We start from the raw sequence: 18,260 nt of genomic DNA, 5'->3' as shown, positions 1-18,260 counted from the left end.
AATGATCCGTCACACCGTCGTCTTCACGCTCAAGCATGCGCCGCACTCGCTGGAGGAGAAGCGGTTCCTCGTCGACGCCAGGAAAATCCTCACGGCGATCCGGGGCGTCACGCATTTCGAGCAGTTGCGGCAGGTCAGCCTCAAGAACGACTATCAGTTCGGCTTCTCGATGGAGTTCGCCGATCAGGCCGCTTATACGAGATACAACGACCATCCCGACCATGTCGCCTTCGTGCGCGACCGCTGGGTGCCGGAGGTCGAGAAATTTCTCGAGATCGATTACGTGCCGCTGGGCTGGTAGTTCAGTCCGCAACCTTCCACTGCTCACGCGACTCGCTGGCCGGGTAGACGCCCAGGATGCGCACTTCCCGCGAGAAGAAGCGGAGTTCTTCCAGCGCCAGCTTGACCAGCGGATCGTCGGGATGGCCCTCGATGTCGGCGTAGAACAGCGTCGCCGTGAAGGCGCCGAGCTGGTAGCTCTCCAGCTTGGTCATGTTGATGCCGTTGGTGGCAAAGCCGCCCATGGCCTTGTAAAGCGCGGCCGGCACGTTGCGGACGCGGAAGATGAAGGTCGTCATCATCTTGACGTCGGGTGACGGGCGCTCGGCCCATTGCTTGTTCTTGGTCAGGACGACGAAGCGGGTGACGTTGGAATCGGTGTCCTCGACATTCTCCTCGATGATGTCGAGCCCGTAGAGCGTCGCGGCAAGCGCCGGCGACAAGGCGGCCATGGTGCGGTCCTTGACCTCGGAGACCATCTTGGCCGCACCTGCGGTGTCACCGGCGACGATCGCCTTCCAGCCGTTCTTGCGGACGTATTTGCGGCATTGGCCAAGTGCATGGATGTGGCTGTGCACGGTCTTGATCTCGTCGCGCCTGACGCCGGGCAACACCATCAGCTGAAAATGGATGGGCAGGAAATACTCGCCGACAATGTGCAGCTTCGACTCCGGCAGCAGATGATGGATGTCGGCGACGCGCCCGGCGATGGTGTTCTCGATCGGGATCATGGCGAGATCGGCCTTGCCGGTCTCGACCGCGTTGAATGCATCCTCGAAGGTCGGGCACGGCAACGGCTCCATCGAGGGGAAGACATTGCGGCAGGCGGTGTCGGAATTGGCGCCCGGCTCGCCCTGGAAGGATATTCTGTTGGTCTTTTCAGGCATGGGCCAAGTCTCGATTCAAAGATGTCTCTGTTCGAAGGGGATAGTTGAATTTGCGAGGATAGTTCAATTTGCAAGGATGGTTCTGGCGCGTTCGAGGTCTTCCGGCGTGTCGACGCCGAGCGGCAGCGACTGGACGATCTCGGCATCGATGCGCATGCCAGCTTCCAGCGCCCGCAACTGCTCCAGCCGCTCGCGGCGCTCGAGCGGCGACGGCTTCAGCGCGACAAAGCGCTCGAGTGCAGCGCGGCGATAAGCGTAGAGGCCGACATGGTGATAGAGCGCGCCCTCGCCCCACGGTGCTGTGGCGCGGGTGAAATACAGTGCCCTGAGCCTGGTAGCCGACAGCGGCGAGCCGACGATCTTTACGACGTTCGGATTGGTCTTTTCCTCGTCGCGGAAGATCTCGACGCCGAGCGTGGCGATATCCACGGCCCTGTCCTCGAACGGTCTGAGCGAGGCCGCGATGATGCCGGGATCGATGGTCGGCAGGTCGCCCTGGACATTGACGATGGTTTCGACCTTGCGCCCGGGATCGAGCGCGACCAGCGCCTCGTGGATGCGATCGGAGCCCGATTCATGATCGATCCGTGTCATCACCGCCTCGAAACCGTGCGCGCGCACGGCCTCGGCCACGCTTTGCGTGTCGGTTGCCACCACCACCCGGCCCAGGCCGGCTTCGGCGGCGCGGCGGGCGACATGGACGATCATCGGAGCGCCGGCGATGTCGGCCAGCGGCTTGCCCGGCAGGCGGGTCGAGGCCATGCGGGCCGGGATCAGGATCAAGGTGGACATCGCGATGGCAAGGCGTTCGGAAAGAGGAGGGGAAAAGTGGCAAAAGGTCTCACTGGAAGCGCCCTTATAGGTGTTGCAACGCCCGAGCAAAAGACCTAGTTTCCGCCCGATTTGACCGGCCCTGGAGGGTGGGTCTCGATACCGACGGACGGAGTGGACGGATCAGTCCGCCGGAAAAGGGAGCAAGGGGCGTATGGATTCCAACGAAGTCAACAAGCTGCTCGCCGGATTGCTCGGAACCGTTTTCGTCGTTTTCTCGGTCGGCATTGTGTCCGATGCGCTGTTTGCCTCGCCGGCGCCGGAAAAGCCCGGCTTCGCCATCGAGGCCGCCGAGCCCGCCGAAGGCGGCCCGGCAGCGCCGGCCGCCGAGGCCAAGCCGATCGCCGACCTGTTGGCGACCGCCAATGTCGAGCAAGGTGCCGCCGTATTCAAGAAATGCCAGGCTTGCCATTCTGGTGAAAAGGGGGGCCCCAACAAGGTGGGCCCCGATCTGTGGGACCTCGTCGACCGTCCGGTTGCCGAACATGAAGGCTTTGCCTATTCGGCCGGCATGAAGGAATTCTCCAAGGGCGGCACCGAGAAGTGGACCTACGACAACATCAACCACTTCATCACTTCGCCGAAGAAATTCGTGAAGGGCACGGCCATGGGCTTCGCCGGCCTGCCCAAGGACGAGGACCGCGCCAACGTCATCGCCTATCTTCGCACGCTGTCGGACAATCCCAAGCCGCTGCCGGCACCTGGTNCCCCGGCCAAGCCCGCCGATGGAGCCGCTCCGGCAAAGCCCGCTGACGGCGCCGCACCGGCCAAGCCGGCGGCGCCCGCGGCGCCTGCCCCGGCTGCACCCGCCAAATAACCAGATATCGTCGCATCGACCTTGAAAAAGCCGGGTTCAGCCCGGCTTTTTTCGTTAGGAAAACGGCATGTACGGCGACAAAGCCGCGCATGGCGGTTTTCACCAGCGCCAAATCATCTAGATTGGTCCGGGACAAGCCGTACGAAGACGGGCCGTACGAAGACGGGCAGTACGAAGACGGGCAGTACGAAGACGGGCAGTGCGATGATGCAGGCAGTGCGAAGAGGACAGTGCATGACGGTTGGCCGAACGCTTCTCAAATCGTTGCTGGCGGCAGCCCTGCTGGCGGCGGGATTGCAGACGACACGGGCCGACGAATGGCGCACCACCTCATCGCTGATCGGCCAATCCAAATATGGCGACAATTTCCAGCACTACGACTACGTCAACCCGAACGCGCCCAAGGGCGGCACGCTGAACTCGGTGGTGCTCGGCACATTCGACAGCTTCAACCCCTATATCGTGCAGGGATCGCCGGCGGCGGGCCTCGTCGGCTTCGGCGGCGGCCTGCTCTATGACACGCTGATGGAGCAGGCGACCGACGAAGGCAGCGTCAGCCATCCGCTGATCGCCGATGCCTACAAATATCCGCCCGATTATTCCTCGGCAACCTACCGGCTCGACCCGCGCGCGAAATGGCATGACGGCCAGCCGATCACGGTCGACGACGTGATCTGGTCGTTCCAGGTGCTGAAGGCGAACAGCCCGCAATACAGCCGCTATTTCGAGAACGTCACCGATGCGGTGGCGATCTCCGACCGCGAGGTCGAGTTCCACTTCAGCCAGAAGGGCAACCGGGAACTGCCGAAGATCCTCGGCGATCTCGCAGTGCTGCCGAAGCACTGGTGGGAAGGTACGGATGCCAATGGCAAGAAGCGCGACGTCACCAAGCCGACACTGGAAATCCCGCTCGGCTCGGCCGCCTACAAGATCGTCAGCTTCAAGCCTGGGTCGGAAATCGTCTGGCAGCGCGTGCCGGACTATTGGGCGGCCAAGCTGCCGGTGAAGATCGGCCGCGAGAACTTCGACACACAGCGCTTCACCTACATTCTCGATGACAATGCGGCATGGCAAGCCTTCACCAAGGGCGGACTTGATGACGTCAAGCCGGAAAACAGTTCGAAGCGCTGGAAGACATTCTATAATTTCCCAGCCATCAAGGCTGGCGACGTCATCAAAAAGGAATTCAAGACCACCTCGCCCGAGCCGATGCAGGCCTTCATGCTGAACCAGAGGCGACCGCTCTTCGCGGACCGTCTGGTGCGCGCCGCTCTGACCTACCCGTTCGACTTCGAGACGATGAACCGCACGCTGTTCTACGGTTTCAACACCCGCACCAGCAGCTATTTCCAAGGCACGGAACTGGCCTCAAGCGGCTTGCCGCAAGGCAAGGAATTGGAGATTCTGGAAAAGTATCGTGACAAGCTGCCGCCTGAGCTGTTCACCCAGGAATTCAAGCTGCCGGTCTACGATTCACCGCAGGCGGAGCGAAAATATCTCAAACAGGCTGTCGATCTCTTCGCCAAGGCGGGCTGGGTCATCAAGGGCGGCAAGATGGTCAACGCCAAGACCGGCGAACCGTTCAAGTTCGAGATCCTCGGATGGAACGACACCGATCAGGTCATCGCCAGCCCCTATATCGCGAATCTGCGCAAAATCGGGGTCGACACCACGCTGCGTCTGATCGATCAGACGCAGTACATCAACCGCGTCAACAATTTCGACTATGACGTCATTATCGGGCAGCTCGGCCAGTCCGAATCGCCCGGCAACGAGCAGCGTGACTTCTGGAGCTCCATGGCTGCCGACAGACCTGGTTCGCGTAACTACGCCGGCATCAAGAACCCGGTCGTCGATGCCCTGGTCGACCGCATCATCTTCGCCACCGACCGCGACGATCTGGTTGCGGCCACCCATGCACTCGACCGGGTACTGTTGTGGAATTACTACGTGGTGCCGCAATACTATCGAGCCGTGGTCTGGCTGGCTTACTGGAACAAATTCGGCATTCCTGCCAAGCAGCCGTCTTATATCGGCGCCGACCAGAATTCCTGGTGGATCGACCTCGACAAGGAAAAGGCCTTGTCTGCCAAATACAGGAGCGGCAATTGATGGCGGTGCTGCCCCGCCGTGATTTTCTCGCCCTTGGCACTGCCGCCGCTGCCGCCGCGATGCTGCCGGGCAAGGCTTTCGCCGACATTGCCACCGGCGTGAAACTGCATGGGCTCTCCGCCTTCGGCGACCTCAAATACAAAGCGGATTTCACCCATTTCGACTATGTCAACGTCGACGCGCCGGCCGGCGGGATTTTCAATTTCTCGCCACCCAACTGGGGCTATAACCAGGATACGCAGACTTTCAACACATTGAACTCCTTCGCCGACAAGGGCGATGCGCCACCACGCATGGAGATGTGTTTCGACGGGCTGATGGTGCGCGCCCTCGACGAGCCCGACGCTGTTTATGGCCAGGTCGCAGACGGCGTGACGCTGTCGGATGACCGCAACAGTTTCACCTTCTCGCTTCGCCCCGAAGCGCGTTTCCATGACGGATCGCCGTTGACTGCGCAGGACGCGGCCTTCACCTTCAAGCTCTACAAGGAAAAAGGCCACCCCGACCTGTCGTTGTCGCTGACGCACATGGTCGAAGCCACCGCCGTCGACGACCACGCCTTGCGGCTTACCTTTTCCGGCAAGCAATCGGCCCGCACCGTCCTCAACGTCGTGGAATTCCCGATCCTGTCGAAAGCCTTCTACACGGCCAATCCATTCGACTCTTCGCAGATGAGTCCACCGCTCGGCTCCGGCGCCTACAAGGTCGGGCGCTTTTCGGCCGGCGCATGGATCGAATATGACCGCGTGCCCGACCATTGGGGCCGCGACCTGCCCGTCAATCGCGGCCAGAACAATTTCGACCGTATCCGCATCGAGTTCTACCAGAACCGCACGGCCGGCTTCGAAGCTTTCAAGAAGGGCGAAATCACCTATCGCGAGGAGTTCACCTCACGCGTCTGGGCGACCGCCTATGATTTTCCGGCACTGACCGCCGGCAAGGTGGTCAAACACGAATTCCCGGCCGAGAAGCGACCGACGATGCAGGGAACCGCGGTCAACCAGCGACGCGCCCAGTTTCGCGATGCGCGCGTGCGCCAGGCGATCGCGCTCTGCTTCGACTTCGAGTGGACGCGGCGTAACTTCTTCTACGGCTCCTACGAGCGTTCGCAATCCTGCTTCGAGAAATCGGACTTTCGCGCCGAAGGACCGCCATCGCCGCAAGAACTGGCCCTGCTGGAGCCGCTGCGTGGCCAGCTTCCAGCCGAGGTCTTCAGCGAGGCCGTAGTCCAACCTGCATCAGACGGTTCCGGCCGCGACCGCAAGCTGCTTGGCCGGGCCGTGAAGCTGCTCAACGCGGCGGGCTGGAAACGATCGGGCGATTTCGTCGTCAACGACAAGGGCGGCAGGCTTTCGGCCGAGTTCATGGTCGATGACGACACCTTCGTCCAGGTCTATTCGCCCTGGGTCGCCAACATGAAGGCGGTGGGCATCGACGCCACGATCCGGCTGGTGGATTCGGCGCAATACCAGTCCAGACAGGCAACGTTCGATTTCGATCTGCTGTCGGCCGCCTTCTCGTTCAGCGCAACGCCGACCCGAGACGACATCGAAGCCTTCTTCCATTCCCGCACCGCCAACCTCCCAGGATCGCGTAACCTGCCGGGCATCTCGAACCCGGCGATCGACGCATTGATCGACATGGTAGGGGCTGCGAAGAACCGCGAAGACCTGAACGTGGCGATGCGCGCGCTCGACCGGGTCTTGCGCGCGCGGTGCGATTGGATTCCAAGTTGGTTCCTGGCGAATCACCGAAGCGCCTATTGGGATATGTTCGGCTTTCCCGAGCAGAAGCCCGATTTCGGCTTTCCGGTCGAGGCGCTGTGGTGGGTCGATAAGGGCAAGGCGGCGAAAATTGGCAAAGGCTGAGATCCAACGAGGGCAGGAAGCCTGATGGGCGCTTATATCCTGCGCCGCATCCTTTTGATGATCCCGACGCTGTTCGGCATCATGGCAATCTCCTTCGCCGTCATCCAGTTCGCGCCTGGCGGCCCGGTCGAGCAGGTCATCGCCAAGCTGACCAACCAGGGCGGCAGCGACCGCCTCGGCGGCGGTGGCGGCGATGCGGGCGGCTCCAACCTCGACGTCGCCGGCGACGTCAGCTCGAAATATCGCGGCGCGCAGGGGCTCGACCCGGAATTCATCAAGAAGCTGGAGAAGCAGTTCGGCTTCGACAAGCCACCGCTCGAGCGCTTCGGCATGATGCTGTGGAATTATGCCCGCTTCGATTTCGGCAACAGCTACTTCCGCGACATTTCGGTGCTCGACCTGATCCTGGAAAAAATGCCGGTGTCGATCTCGATCGGGCTCTGGATCACGCTCCTGTCCTATCTGATCTCGATCCCGCTCGGCATCCGCAAGGCGGTGAAGGACGGCACACCTTTCGACATCTGGACCAGCGGTGTCGTCATCGTCGGCTATGCCATTCCAGGCTTCCTGTTCGGCATCATGCTGATGGTGCTGTTTGCGGGCGGCTCGTTCTGGGATTGGTTCCCGTTGCGCGGCCTGACCTCGGACAATTGGGACCAGTTGTCCTGGTGGGGCAAGATCGTCGACTATTTCTGGCACATGACCCTGCCGTTGACGGCGCTGGTGCTGTCGGCTTTCGCGACGACGACGCTGCTGACCAAGAACTCGTTCCTGGAAGAAATCCGCAAGCAGTATGTGGTGACCGCGCGCGCCAAGGGCCTGTCGGAACGGCAGGTACTCTACGGCCACGTCTTCCGCAACGCCATGCTGATCGTCATTGCCGGCTTCCCCGGCGCCTTCATCTCGGCCTTCTTCACCGGCTCGCTCCTGATCGAGAACATCTTCTCGCTCGACGGCCTCGGCCTGCTCGGCTTCCGGTCGGTGGTCGAGCGCGACTATCCGGTGGTGTTCGCCAACCTCTACATCTTCTCGCTGCTTGGGCTGTTCATCGGATTGCTGTCCGACCTCATCTACACCTGGGTCGATCCGCGCATCGATTTCGAGCGGAGAGACGTCTGATGTCGGAGGCGAGCGTTACCGCAGGCGTGGTGCCGGAGCGGATGCCACGGCCGTTTCTGTCGCCGCTCAACAAGCGCCGCCTGCAGAATTTCAAGGGCAACAAGCGCGGCTACTGGTCGCTGTGGATATTTCTCGTCCTGTTCGTGCTGTCGCTGTTTTCCGAATTCATCGCCAACGACAAACCGATCATCGCCTCCTACAAGGGCGAGATCCTGTTTCCGGTGCTGGTCGCCTATCCCGAGGAAAAGTTCGGGGGCTTCTATGCCGTCACCGATTATCGCGACCCGGTAATCCAGGACGAGATCAACGCCCATGGCTGGATGATCTGGCCGCCGGTGCGCTACTCCTACCAGACCGTCAACAACGCCATTCCGGAAGCAGCACCCGCCAAGCCATCGTGGGAATATGACGCCAAGACGCGCTGCAACCAGTATCCGCAAGGTGCCGCCGATCCGGCCTGCGTCGTCGGTAACTGGAACTGGCTGGGCACCGACGACCAGGCGCGCGACGTGCTGGCACGGGTCATCTACGGCTTTCGCATCTCGGTGCTGTTCGGCCTGACCCTGACCGCCGGCTCGGCCCTGATCGGCGTCGGCGCCGGCGCCCTGCAGGGCTATTTCGGCGGCTGGACGGATCTCCTGTTCCAGCGCTTCATCGAAATCTGGTCGGCGATCCCGGTGCTCTATCTCCTGCTCATCGTCGCCGCCATCCTGCCGCCGGGCTTCTTCATCCTGCTCGGGCTGATGCTGCTGTTTTCCTGGGTGGCGCTGGTCGGCGTGGTGCGGGCCGAATTCCTGCGCGCCCGCAATTTCGAATATGTCAACGCGGCCCGCGCGCTCGGCGTGCCCAACCGCACCATCATGTTCCGGCATTTGTTGCCCAACGCCATGGTGGCGACATTGACCTTCCTGCCGTTCCTGCTCAGTGGCTCGATCTCGACGCTGACCTCGCTCGACTATCTCGGCTTCGGCCTGCCGCCGGGCTCGGCGTCGCTGGGCGAACTGCTCAAGCAGGCGCAGCGCAACCTCAATGCGCCGTGGCTCGCCATTTCCGGCTTCGTCGTCATCTCGCTGATGCTGTCGCTGCTGGTCTTCGTCGGCGAGGCGACACGCGACGCCTTCGATCCGCGCAAGACGTTCAGATGACAACGATGCGGACCGGCATTCACCATGATATATTCTCAGTGTGGCTGTTTTGAACGAAATGAGCGTGCCCACGAAAGGACCGAGTTGTGAATAAGGTCATCCTTGAGCATTACCCTGCATCCAAACTCCCGGATGAGCTGCGAGAGGGTATAGCTTTGACTGCCTCGGTTAAGGTGACGGTGGAAGAGGAAGCCAAGCGGCCTCTCGGCCACAAACAGTTGCTTGAACTTATGCGGAATGCGCAGGCCAACGCGGCGGGAACCAGTCTCGAAGAGGCCGTTGCGCGTGTTCGTGCCCTCCGCGATGAGTGGGAGGATTGATGGCCGCCTTCCGGCTTTACGTCGATACGAACATTTTCATCTACGCTTTCGAAAATAACGATGCTCTGGCAAAAAAACTGCTTCAGCTCATTTCACTGAACGAGGGCAGAAAGCGGCCTTTCCTCGCGACAAGCGAGCTCGTGCTGGCGGAGTTGATGGTTGACCCGCTGAAAAAGGGCAATGAGCCGCTTGTTGAACTCTATGACAATATCTCGATTGGTAACGCGTTTGTCTCGATTGGGGCGGTAACTCGCGAGGTTCTCTGGCACGCAGCACAGCTTCGCTCGCAGTTCATTTCTCTCAGGCTGCCGGATGCTATTCATCTTTCGACGGCGATGCATTTCGGGTGCACACAATTTCTGACTGCCGATACCAGATTGAAGGATGCCTATTCTGTCACGCCAAATCGGCTTGTCCCTCCCCAATTGACAGCGCAAATTTCGATCATACGACCGGATATTTCTGCCGTTGATAAGATCATAGCGGAAGTTGATACATGACTGCTTCTTTGCTCTCCGTTCGCGACCTCAGCGTCGCCTTCGGCCCGGGCGGCGGCCAGTCGATGGCGGTCGACCACATCTCGTTCGATATCGCCAAGGGCGAGACGGTGGCGCTGGTCGGCGAATCCGGCTCCGGCAAGTCGGTGTCGGCGCTGTCGGTGCTGAAGCTGCTGCCCTATCCCAGCGCCAGCCACCCCTCTGGAAAGATCCTGTTCCAGGGCACCGACCTCCTGGCCATGAACGAGAAGCAATTGCGCCAGGTGCGCGGCAACAAGATCACCATGATCTTCCAGGAGCCGATGACCTCGCTCAATCCGCTGCACACGATCGAGCAGCAGATCGTCGAGATCCTGAAGCTGCACCAGGGCATGGCCGACCGCCCGGCCAAGGCGCGCACGCTGGCGCTGCTCAACGAGGTCGGCATCCGCGATCCGCAGAAGCGGCTCGACGCCTACCCGCACCAGCTGTCGGGCGGCCAGCGCCAACGCGTCATGATCGCCATGGCGCTGGCCAACGAGCCGGAACTCCTGATCGCCGACGAGCCGACGACTGCGCTCGACGTCACCGTGCAGGCGCAGATCCTCGAACTGCTCGCCGGCTTGAAGAGCCGCAAGGGCATGTCGATGCTGTTCATCACCCATGATCTCGGCATCGTGCGCAAGATCGCCGACCGGGTCTGCGTGATGACCAAGGGCAAGATCGTCGAGACCGGACCGACCAAGGACATCTTCGCCAACCCGCAGCACCCCTATACGCGTCACCTTCTGGCCGCCGAGCCGAAGGGCAAGCCGCCGGCGGCCAATGCCGATGCCAAGCCGGTCATGACCGGCAAGGACATCAAGGTCTGGTTTCCGATCAAGCAGGGCTTCTTTCGCCGCACCGTCGACCATGTGAAGGCGGTGGACGGTATCGACGTCACCGTGCGCGCCGGCCAGACGCTGGGCGTGGTCGGTGAATCCGGCTCCGGCAAGACGACGCTCGGCCTGGCGCTGGCGCGCATGATCTCGTCGACGGGAACCATCCAGTTCAACGGGCGCGACATCAACCAGCTCACCTTCAACGCCATGCGGCCGCTCAGGCGCGAATTGCAGATCGTCTTCCAGGATCCGTTCGGTTCCCTCAGCCCGCGCATGTCGATCGCCGAGATCATCGAGGAAGGCCTGAAGATCCACGAACCGAAGCTGTCGCCCGACGAGCGCGACGACAAGGTGGCGGCCGTGCTGAAGGAGGTCGGGCTCGATCCGGCGACCCGCAACCGCTATCCGCACGAGTTCTCCGGCGGCCAGCGCCAGCGCGTCGCCATCGCGCGCGCCATGGTGCTCAACCCGCGCTTCGTCATGCTGGACGAGCCGACATCGGCGCTCGACATGAGCGTGCAGGCGCAGGTCGTCGACCTCCTGCGCAGCCTGCAGGCCAAGCACGACCTCGCCTATCTCTTCATCAGCCACGACCTCAAGGTCATCCGGGCGCTGGCCAACGACGTCGTCGTCATGCGCAACGGCCAGATCGTCGAAGCCGGCCCTTCCGAACAGATTTTTGGAAATCCGCAAACCGACTATACTCGGGCGCTGATCGCGGCGGCCTTCAAGATAGAGACCGCTCCGGTCGGCATTGTCAGCCAGTGACTGCATAGAGAGAGACTGAAAGACCGCGATGGAAAAAGGCCGCATCCTGCTTGCCGTTACCGGCTTTCATCCACAGCGCTGGCGCGACCTGTTGTCGGCCGAGCGCGAGGTGGTGCTGGAGCCGGACGGCACCAAGGATCCATCGATCACCTATGCGGTGGTGTGGAAGCAGAGGCCCAACCTGTTGTCGTCGCTGCCCAATCTGCGCGCCATCTTCTCGATCGGCGCCGGCGTCGACCATGTCTTCGCCGACCCCGGCCTGCCCGACGTGCCCGTCGTCAGGGTCGTCGCCGACAACCTTACCCAGCACATGACCGAATATGTCGTCTGGCGGGTGCTCGATCATCATCGCCAGGGTATGCTCTACCGTTCGCAGCAGCAGAAGAAGATCTGGCACGAGCCGCAGCAGAGGGCGGCCGGCGACATTTCGGTCGGCATCATGGGGCTCGGCAATCTCGGCCGTGCCGCGGCCTCGGTGCTGTTGTCGCTCGGCTTCGCGGTCAATGGCTGGTCGCGCACCGACCGGCCGATGGCAGGCGTGGCGACCTATTGCGGCGAGGCCGGATTGATCCCCTTCCTCAAGGCGACCGATATACTGGTCGTGCTGTTGCCGCTGACGCTGGACACGCAAGGCATCATCAACTACGGCGTGCTGAAGGAACTGAGGAAACGCAACGGTCTCGGCGGCTCGGTGCTGATCAATGCCGGACGCGGCCGCCTGCAGAAGGACGCCGACATCGCGCGGGCGCTGGACGACGGCACGCTGAAAGAAGCTAGCCTCGACGTGTTCGAGGTCGAACCGCTGCCGAAAACCAGTCCGCTGTGGAAACACCCAAAGGTGTTCGTGACGCCGCACGCCGCGGCAACCTCGGACCCGGTCCACCTGGCGCCGATCATGCTGCGCCAGATGGACGCCTTCGAGCGCGGCGAAAAGCTCCACAACCTAGTGGACCGCAAGGCGGGGTATTAGCCGGGGACCATCCTCATCTGGCCCAGATCCCACTTGCGGAAGCATTGCTTGATCGCCTTGATGGAAGACAACCGCAACTTTGGCAGGTCTGTCTGTTCGAACAACGTCTGGTAGCGTTCGCGATTTTTCGGCGTGGTCACGGCAATATGGTGGATCATGTCCCATTTGACGCTGTCGCGCCCGCCCTGCAGGGCACCGCGCCTCTCCTTCTCGAACAGCGTTCGCCTGAAATAACGCAGCAGGCTTGCCGGCGTGGAGATATCCAGCAGGATCAGTCCGGTCGCCCGCTGATAGCGTTGCGGCATGCAGATCGAGTAATTCCGTCCATCACCCAGCGCTCGCCGGCAATCGCGGCATCATGCAAGGCGATGAATTCGGCCTTTGGACGCAGTTCCCAGTCGGTGTCGGGCAGATGATGAAGCAGGTCGAGGTGAACGGGCTCCAGGCCACGCTTGCGGGCAATCGCGTCGGCCAGGGTCGACTTGCCGCTGTTGGACGGCCCCAGGATGCATAGGCGGTCTCCAAGGTCCGAGAGTTTCATACGATGACACCCTTGCGAAGCCGCGGCCTGCTGCCTGCGATTAGCTGGGCAGGGCGAACTTCTTCTGCTTGTCCGGCTTGCCGCAGTCGCGGCGCTCGATCGACCGGTTCATGGCATCGATCTCGCCGGATGCCTGGTCGCTGTCGCGCTTGGCCTTGGAGCGCATGTCGGGCGTGAATGGGCCAAAGCCCATTGCGGGATTGTAAAAGGTCGGTTTTGCCGTCGTGGGAAGGTTGTATTGCTGCGCCAATCCATTGCGCCTCGCCAGCAATTGATCGCACGGCACGCTGTCATACTGCAGGGAGGACTCTATGTTGGCGTCCTGCCGCTCGGACATCGAATTGCCCACGCAGCCGGCCGTTACCAGGCAAGACGCCAAGATCATCATGTTCCAGCGCATCTGAAATGCTCCTCCTGATATCCCGCCTGATGCGACCAGATCGCAAATATCAGTCGCGCACGCAAATCAGACTTTTTTTCGCAGCCGCACGCACGAGACCAGGATCACCACACCAAGATTGTGCAGTTCAGGCGATGTGAGCCTTCCCTGCCACAACGGCCAGCCCTTTGACAGGTTCATGGCGATCCAGCCGGATGGTCGTGGGCTCAAGCGCCAGGACCGAAAGTCCGTTGGCCTCGAGCGTGCGCCTGACATAGGCTTGCGAATGGGCGTAGCGCCGCGACGGCTGCAGCGCGAAGTCGCCTGCCTCCGCCATGGTTTCGACGGAGAAGGCAAACAGGCCGCCGCCGGCAAGCAGGCCGGCGACCGTCTCCAGCAGAGCTTCGAGCCGACCGACATAGATGAGCACATCGGCCGACGTCACCAGATCGGCCTTGTCGCCCGAATAGGAGAACCCCTGTAGATCCGCCTTCACCAGCGCGTCATAGATGCCTTTTGCCCGCGCCTTCCTCAGCATCGCGGCGGAAATGTCGAACCCCTCCAGCCGGCCGACGATCGGTCTCAGCCGCTCGCCCATCAGCCCGGTGCCGCAGCCAAGGTCGAGCGCCAGGCGGAAGCGGCCCGGCCTCGCCTTGCGAATCTGTCGTTCAAGAAACTCGGGCAGCCGGTAGCCGAGCTTGTCGACCAGCGCCGTCTCGAAGGTTTCGGCATAGTGGTCGAACAGCGTTTCGACAAAGGCACTCGGCGGCGCCGGGGCCGCAGGACCCCTGCCGATCAGCTGCAGCTTGAGGGATGCGCCCTGGCGGTCCGCCGGATCGAGCTTCAGCGACGTCGCCCAGGCCAGCGCGGCCAAGTCGGCCCTGCCTGAGGTTTGCTGCATCTCACCAAGGCGAAACCAGCCCATCGCCCATCGCGGTGCCAGTTCCAGCGCGCCGAGCAGCAGTTCGGCCGCCTGGGCGTGATCGCCGGAGGCAAAGAGCATTTCGGCATAATCGGCACGGCGATCAGCGTTCAAATCGCCGGACGAGGTCTGAAGCGGCTTCATGATGATGGCTTTCGCCGGCAGAACCGCCAGCCATCGCCTCTGTAGAGCAAACAGAAGCCGAATTGAACTGGCCAGGCATGTTTTGCCGGAGAGTCAGCAGTCTCCGGCAACAGGCTTCCCGTGGCGGAATTATATCCTATCTTGGAGCGATGCGCGCCAGCGACCTGCTTCAACCCCGGCCCGAGGGCCTCTACTGTCCGCCGGGCGATTTCTTCATCGATCCGGTGCGGCCGGTGAACCGGGCACTGATCACGCATGGCCATTCCGACCATGCGCGCTCCGGCCACCGCTCGGTGCTGGCGACGCGGCAGACGCTCGACATCATGGGCCTGCGCTACGGCGAGGATTTTGCCGGCACGATGCAAGCGGCACGGCTTGGCGAGACGGTCGTCCTCAACGGCGTCGACGTCAGCTTCCATCCGGCCGGCCATGTGCTGGGTTCGGCGCAGATATGCGTCGGCCATCAGGGCACGCGCATCGTCGCCTCCGGCGACTACAAGCGACAGAAGGATGCGACCTGCGCGCCGTTCGAGCCGATCCGCTGCGACGTGTTCATCACCGAGGCGACTTTCGGCCTGCCGGTGTTTCGCCATCCGCCCGATACGGAGGAGATCGCCCGCCTGTTGAAATCGGCCGCGCAATTCCCGGAGCGCTCGCATCTGGTCGGCGCCTATGCGTTGGGGAAGGCGCAGCGAGTGATGCGGCTGTTGCGCGACGCCGGCTACGACAGGCCGCTCTATATCCATGGCGCGCTGGCCAAGCTCAGCGACTATTATCAGAGCCAGGGTATCGAGCTGGGGATGCTCGAACCGGCGACGGTGGAAAACGGCAAGAAGGATTTTGCCGGCGCCATCGTCGTCGGCCCGCCGTCGGCTTTCGCCGACCGCTGGGCGCGGCGTTTTCCCGATCCGATCTCATGCTTCGCGTCAGGCTGGATGCGCATCCGCCAGCGCGCCAAGCAAGGCGGCGTCGAACTGCCTCTGATCATCTCTGACCATGCCGACTGGGACGAGCTCACCGCCACCATCAAGGAGACCGGCGCCGGGGAGATCTGGGTCACCCATGGCCGCGAGGAAGCACTGGTGCGCTGGTGCGAGCTGGAAGGCATCGCCGCGAGACCGCTGCATCTGGTGGGGTATGAGGACGAGGGCGATTGAGCATGGGAACAATCGTTGATGCAGCGTTCTACGGCGCCCCCCTCTGGCCTGCCGGCCATCTCCCCCACTTGTGGGGAGATTGGCTGTTGTCGCGGCTTTCGCCAATCGCCAACGGCGCAAGGAAAGTGCCGGCATCGAAGCTGCCAATCTCCCCCCTTGCGGGGGAGATGTCCGGCAGGATAGAGGGGGGTGTGCCGAAGCGCCATGCTCGCCCAGTGTCACCATGAACCGCTTCGCCGAGCTTCTCGACCGCCTGGTGCTGACGCCGTCGCGCAATGGCAAGCTGACCTTGCTGACCGACTATTTCCGCAGCGTCGAGGACCCGGACCGCGGCCTGGCGCTGGCCGCCATCACAGGCGACCTCAACATAGCGGCGATCAAGCCGGCGATGCTGCGCACCCTGGTCACCGAACGCATGGACCCGGTGCTGTTCGGCTATTCCTACGACTATGTCGGCGATCTCGCCGAGACGGTGTCGCTGGTCTGGCCGCAGACGCCGGGGTACATCCCGAACCGTGAGCCGACGCTTGGCGAGGTCGTGGCCAAGCTGCAGGCGGCGAGCCGCTCCGACGGACCGAGGGTGCTGGCGGGGCTGCTCGACAGCGCCGGCATTTCGGCGCGTTTTGCCATCATCAAGCTGGTCACCGGCGGCCTGCGCATCGGTGTGTCGGCGCGGCTCGCCAAACAGGCGCTGGCGGATTTCGGCAAGGTCGATATCGCCGAGATCGAGGAACTCTGGCACGGATTGTCGCCGCCTTACATGGCGCTGTTCGCCTGGCTCGAGGGCAAGGCCGACAAACCGCGCAACACGGCGCTGGCGCTGTTCCGCCCGGTGATGCTGTCGAACCCGATCGGCGATGGCGATCTCGAAAAGCTTGATCCCGCCGACTATGCGGCGGAATGGAAATGGGACGGCATCCGCGTCCAGGCGGTGGCCGAAGGCGGCGTCCGCCGGCTCTATTCGCGCACCGGAGACGACGTCTCCGGCGCCTTTCCCGACCTCGCGGACGCCATGAATTTCTCCGCGACGCTCGATGGCGAGCTGCTGGTCGGCGATCCCAGAGAGGCGACAGGAACCTTCTCGGACCTGCAGCAGCGGCTGAACCGCAAGACGGTGACCCCGAAGATGCAGCAGCAATACCCGGCCTTCATGCGCTGCTACGACCTGCTGCAGATCGGCGGCGAGGATCTGCGCGGATTGTCGTTCCGCGAACGGCGTACCCGCCTCGAAGCCTTCATAGGGACGCTCGACCCGAGCCGCTTCGATCTGTCGCCCTTCGTCGACTTCACCGAGTGGCAGGCGCTTGAGGACCTGCGCCGGGCGCCGCCACACCCGATCATCGAAGGGGTGATGCTCAAGCGCTGGGATTCGACCTATGTCGCCGGCCGGCCGAAAGGCCCATGGTTCAAATGGAAGCGCGACCCGCATACGGTGGACGCGGTGCTGATGTATGCTCAGCGAGGCCATGGCAAGCGGTCGAGCTTCTACTCGGACTACACGTTCGGCGTATGGTCCGGAGCCGAGGGCGAGGAGGAACTGGTGCCGGTCGGCAAGGCGTATTTCGGCTTCACCGACGAGGAGCTGAAGCAGATCGACAAATATGTCCGCGACAACACGGTCGAGCGCTTCGGGCCGGTGCGCTCGGTGCGGGCCGACCGCGACAACGGGCTGGTGCTGGAAGTCGCCTTCGAAGGGCTCAACCGCTCGACCCGGCACAAATCCGGCGTCGCCATGCGCTTTCCCCGCATTTCGCGGCTGCGCTGGGACAAGCCGGCCAACGAGGCCGACCGCATCGAGACGCTGCAGGCACTGCTCGACCGATAGATCCCTTTACAGCTGAAGCTTCCGTTCAGGGCTCGATCGAGACGCGGATCTCGTAGACATCGACCGCCTTGCCCTGCTTGTCGAAATCGGAATTGATGGCGATGGTTCCGGCCGAGCCTGGACGCTTGTCGGGGAATTTCACGTCGAACAGATATTCGTTGCGCTGCTGGCCGACCGCGTAGCGCTTGCGGCCGCAGTCGCCAAGCTCGCCGAAATTGCAGTCGATGGAGATTTGCGTGTCCTTGCCGTCCTCGGCGCGGGCGAGGATGTCGAACACGGCGTGTTTGCCGGCGAGTTTCTCCAGCACGCCTTGCCCGACGTCGAAGGCAACCGCCGAACCGGAGGCGCCGGACTGAATGCGCAGGAATGGCCCGCTGTCGTCCTTCATCACCTCGGCCTTGGCGTCCGAGGGAGCGGCGACATGCGTCGGGTCGGTCGGCGAGAAAACATTGATCCAGTCGCGCGACTGGTCCGCGGACCCCGGCTTTGCCGGTGCGTTGGCGCCATCGGCCGGGGTGAAATCATCGTCCTCGACCGTTGGCGGCGCTTCAGGTGGCGCCGTATCGAGTTGCGCCGCCGTCTTGAACACGCCGGTCTGCATGGCGAAAAACAAGCCGATGCCTACGGCCGCAAGCACGGTCACCGTGAGGAAGATGGCGGTCAGCGGCAAGCGGCGTCCGCGAATGCGGCGCTCGTCGCGGTCGGGCGCCACTTCCGTCGCGGCACCGGACGCGGCGGGGACGGACATGTCGATGGCCGGCGCACCGGGGAGCGTCGCGTCCGGCATGATGTCGGGGACGACCGGCAGCACGCGCGAGC

The 18,260-nt window shown here is 62.7% G+C and carries 17 protein-coding genes and 1 pseudogene; 12 read left to right on the top strand and 6 right to left on the bottom strand.

Annotation, left to right across the window (positions count from 1 at the left end; genetic code table 11):
• Position 1: 1 nt before the first annotated feature.
• Complete coding sequence (locus tag X741_RS144825; protein ID WP_023779409.1) at positions 2-301, top strand: Dabb family protein; 300 nt, start codon at positions 2-4, stop codon at positions 299-301.
• Position 302: 1 nt separating this feature from the next.
• Here X741_RS144825 and X741_RS144830 read toward each other — a convergent pair whose 3' ends face one another.
• Together X741_RS144830 and X741_RS144835 are read right to left on the bottom strand one after the other, a co-directional pair.
• The gene (locus X741_RS144830) at positions 303-1,166 is read right to left on the bottom strand and encodes a prephenate dehydratase (RefSeq protein WP_023779408.1); all 864 of its coding nucleotides are present in this window, start codon (positions 1,164-1,166) and stop codon (positions 303-305) included.
• Positions 1,167-1,229: 63 nt separating this feature from the next.
• Entirely contained in the window at positions 1,230-1,958 is a 729-nt protein-coding gene (locus X741_RS144835; RefSeq protein ID WP_023779407.1) for a 3-deoxy-manno-octulosonate cytidylyltransferase, read from the bottom strand.
• A 193-nt stretch (positions 1,959-2,151) separates the two neighbouring features.
• Between X741_RS144835 and X741_RS144840 the strand changes: the two genes are divergently transcribed.
• From X741_RS144840 to X741_RS144880, 9 genes are all read left to right on the top strand, one after another.
• The gene (locus X741_RS144840; protein ID WP_023779406.1) at positions 2,152-2,814 is read left to right on the top strand and encodes a cytochrome c family protein; all 663 of its coding nucleotides are present in this window, start codon (positions 2,152-2,154) and stop codon (positions 2,812-2,814) included.
• A gap of 234 nt (positions 2,815-3,048) precedes the next feature.
• Positions 3,049-4,926 (top strand): extracellular solute-binding protein, encoded by a 1,878-nt coding sequence (locus tag X741_RS144845; RefSeq protein WP_023779405.1) that lies wholly within the window; start codon positions 3,049-3,051, stop codon positions 4,924-4,926.
• Positions 4,926-6,794 carry an extracellular solute-binding protein gene (locus tag X741_RS144850; RefSeq protein ID WP_023779404.1) on the top strand — a complete coding sequence of 623 codons (1,869 nt, stop codon included), beginning with the start codon at positions 4,926-4,928 and terminating at the stop codon, positions 6,792-6,794. Before X741_RS144845 ends, X741_RS144850 begins: the two co-directional genes overlap by 1 nt.
• Before the next feature lie 24 nt (positions 6,795-6,818).
• Positions 6,819-7,913 carry a microcin C ABC transporter permease YejB gene (locus X741_RS144855; protein ID WP_013891315.1) on the top strand — a complete coding sequence of 365 codons (1,095 nt, stop codon included), beginning with the start codon at positions 6,819-6,821 and terminating at the stop codon, positions 7,911-7,913.
• The gene (locus X741_RS144860; RefSeq protein ID WP_023779403.1) at positions 7,913-9,058 is read left to right on the top strand and encodes an ABC transporter permease; all 1,146 of its coding nucleotides are present in this window, start codon (positions 7,913-7,915) and stop codon (positions 9,056-9,058) included. Before X741_RS144855 ends, X741_RS144860 begins: the two co-directional genes overlap by 1 nt.
• 86 nt (positions 9,059-9,144) lie before the next feature.
• The gene (locus X741_RS144865) at positions 9,145-9,378 is read left to right on the top strand and encodes a hypothetical protein (RefSeq protein ID WP_023779402.1); all 234 of its coding nucleotides are present in this window, start codon (positions 9,145-9,147) and stop codon (positions 9,376-9,378) included.
• Positions 9,378-9,878, top strand: coding sequence for a PIN domain-containing protein (locus tag X741_RS144870; RefSeq protein ID WP_023779401.1), 501 nt, complete (start codon positions 9,378-9,380; stop codon positions 9,876-9,878). Before X741_RS144865 ends, X741_RS144870 begins: the two co-directional genes overlap by 1 nt.
• Complete coding sequence (locus X741_RS144875; RefSeq protein ID WP_023779400.1) at positions 9,875-11,503, top strand: ABC transporter ATP-binding protein; 1,629 nt, start codon at positions 9,875-9,877, stop codon at positions 11,501-11,503. The genes X741_RS144870 and X741_RS144875 overlap by 4 nt, the downstream gene beginning before the upstream one ends.
• A gap of 28 nt (positions 11,504-11,531) precedes the next feature.
• A complete protein-coding gene (locus X741_RS144880; RefSeq protein ID WP_023779399.1) occupies positions 11,532-12,473 on the top strand; it encodes a glyoxylate/hydroxypyruvate reductase A in 942 nt (313 codons plus the stop codon).
• Here X741_RS144880 and X741_RS01000000167075 read toward each other — a convergent pair.
• The 3 genes and pseudogenes from X741_RS01000000167075 to X741_RS144890 form a co-directional block, all read right to left on the bottom strand.
• Positions 12,470-13,014, bottom strand: a pseudogene (locus X741_RS01000000167075) (AAA family ATPase). The gene X741_RS144880 and the pseudogene X741_RS01000000167075 overlap by 4 nt on opposite strands.
• A 40-nt stretch (positions 13,015-13,054) precedes the next feature.
• Positions 13,055-13,414, bottom strand: a complete 360-nt coding sequence (locus tag X741_RS144885; protein ID WP_023779396.1) for a hypothetical protein — start codon at positions 13,412-13,414, stop codon at positions 13,055-13,057.
• A gap of 127 nt (positions 13,415-13,541) precedes the next feature.
• Positions 13,542-14,459 carry a methyltransferase domain-containing protein gene (locus X741_RS144890; protein ID WP_023779395.1) on the bottom strand — a complete coding sequence of 306 codons (918 nt, stop codon included), beginning with the start codon at positions 14,457-14,459 and terminating at the stop codon, positions 13,542-13,544.
• Between the two features lie 149 nt (positions 14,460-14,608).
• Between X741_RS144890 and X741_RS144895 the strand changes: the two genes are divergently transcribed.
• Entirely contained in the window at positions 14,609-15,616 is a 1,008-nt protein-coding gene (locus X741_RS144895; RefSeq protein WP_023779394.1) for a ligase-associated DNA damage response exonuclease, read from the top strand.
• 223 nt (positions 15,617-15,839) lie between these two features.
• Positions 15,840-17,441, top strand: a complete 1,602-nt coding sequence (locus X741_RS144900) for a cisplatin damage response ATP-dependent DNA ligase (RefSeq protein ID WP_023779393.1) — start codon at positions 15,840-15,842, stop codon at positions 17,439-17,441.
• Between the two features lie 25 nt (positions 17,442-17,466).
• On the opposite strand, the gene X741_RS144905 is transcribed toward X741_RS144900, so the two are convergent.
• Positions 17,467-18,260: hypothetical protein (locus tag X741_RS144905; RefSeq protein ID WP_023779392.1), on the bottom strand; the 794-nt coding region annotated here is incomplete at its 5' end.

This window comes from Mesorhizobium sp. LNHC221B00 (genome assembly GCF_000502935.1).
GTDB lineage: Bacteria > Pseudomonadota > Alphaproteobacteria > Rhizobiales > Rhizobiaceae > Mesorhizobium > Mesorhizobium opportunistum.
This window is presented reverse-complemented; position numbering and strand designations above follow the sequence as displayed.